The sequence below is a fragment of the Pantoea sp. CTOTU49201 genome, from assembly GCF_032054795.1.
Lineage (GTDB): Bacteria > Pseudomonadota > Gammaproteobacteria > Enterobacterales > Enterobacteriaceae > Pantoea > Pantoea symbiotica.
Window position 1 is genome coordinate 1 of record NZ_DAMBSA010000628.1, and the last position, 1,593, is coordinate 1,593.

At 57.5% G+C, this 1,593-nt stretch carries 1 protein-coding gene; it reads right to left on the bottom strand.

Features of this window, described 5'->3' with window-relative positions; translation table 11 throughout:
* The coding region (locus tag RTY00_RS24595) for a glucoamylase family protein (protein ID WP_312666724.1) at nt 1-1,593 on the bottom strand (1,593 nt) is incomplete at both ends.

Genomic DNA, 1,593 nt, shown 5'->3' on the forward strand with positions numbered 1-1,593 from the left:
GATTTTCTGGCGGATCGACATTAGCGGATCGAGCACCGCACCGGCGCTGCCGCTCAGTATGCCTTCCGCTGTAATAGCTTGTGGATCGGCGCGGGTCCTGCCGCGACCAATAAACTGCGCGCGGTCGGTTTCATAATGCGTATCGCGCTCGCTGGTGCCGTGAATCAGCAGCGCGTGGAACATCCACACCGGTTCGGTTTTCTCATCACGCGGGCGGCGATGCGCCAGAATGGCTTCCAGCTCGGTAACAATTTCGGTTTGCACAAACAGGTTACTGAACGCCGGATGCGCCATATCGCTGGCGGCGGAGGCGAGCACCACTTCCGCATAGCTGGTGATATCAATCTCACGCAGCTGGCGTGAATGGTTGGTGAGGACGATGCGGCGAATCTCCACATCATCTTCTGGCGACACCACCACTTGCGTGTGGGTGCTGAGGGTTTCAGCGCGCGACTCAAACTCCTCGCCAGCATCGGTGAAGCGTGCAATGTGTTGTGGCCGCGCATCGCCGCTCGGCTGGAACGTCGGGCTGATCAATTCGCCGGATTGACGATCGCGGATGTAGCAGAAGATGCCGTGCTGATTGCTGGTGCCATCGGCTCGCCAGCGGGTTAACGCCAATCCTTTCCACAGGCTGTAACCGGTGCCGGATTGCGTCACCATCACATGATAGTTGGCATTCGACAGCAGCTGCAGCTGTGGCAAGTGAGCCGCCGAACCGCTGTATTCGCGCAGTTCATGCGTGTCCGAACGTGGCTTGATCTCGCGGGTATCAACGAACTGACGACGCGGCGTATACAGCTCAATGTCGTCCGGCACGCGCTCCTGCAGCAGTAAATAAGAGGACTGGAAGCGGGCGCTGGACATAAACCGCGCCACCATCGGCGCTTCATGCAGCAGATGCGAGATCGCCAGAAAACCCATTCCCTGGTGATGCGCCATGTAGGTTTTTACCGCGACAAATTGCTGACCGCGCGCCAGCCGATGTGCGGTGAAATCAAGCGCTTCATAGAAACCGTATTTGCCGCAGGCACCCATTTTCTTCAGCTTCATCAGGTTGTCGGTGGCCTGATGCGGCAGCACCATCAACGCTAGCAGCGAGGCGTAGGGCGCGACCACATGATCATCGTTGAGGCCACGTTTTAGCCCTAACTCGGGGGTACCGAAGGCTTTGTATTGATAGTTTTGGCTATCATCGAAAGCGGCATACGCCGATTCGGAAACGCCCCACGGAATCTGTGCGGCGTCGCCGGAAGCGATCTGCTGCTTCACCGCCGAGAGCGCCATTTTCTCCAGCAGCGTATCCGGGTAAACCGGCATCACCAGATGCGGCATCAGATACTCAAACATCGAGCCGCTCCACGACATCACCGCAGGCTTGTTATCCAGTTGGGTGAACAAGCGGCCCAGCACGAACCAGCTTTTTACCGGCAGCTGATTGGCGGAGATGGCGTAATAGTGCGTCAGGCGCACTTCGGAGGGGAAGAGATCGTAATGGCCTTTATCGAGCGCGCCGCTGTCGAGATTGTAACCCACGCTGAGCAGCGCGGTTTTATCAACATAGAGAAAGCGGAAATCCATTTTTGCATGATC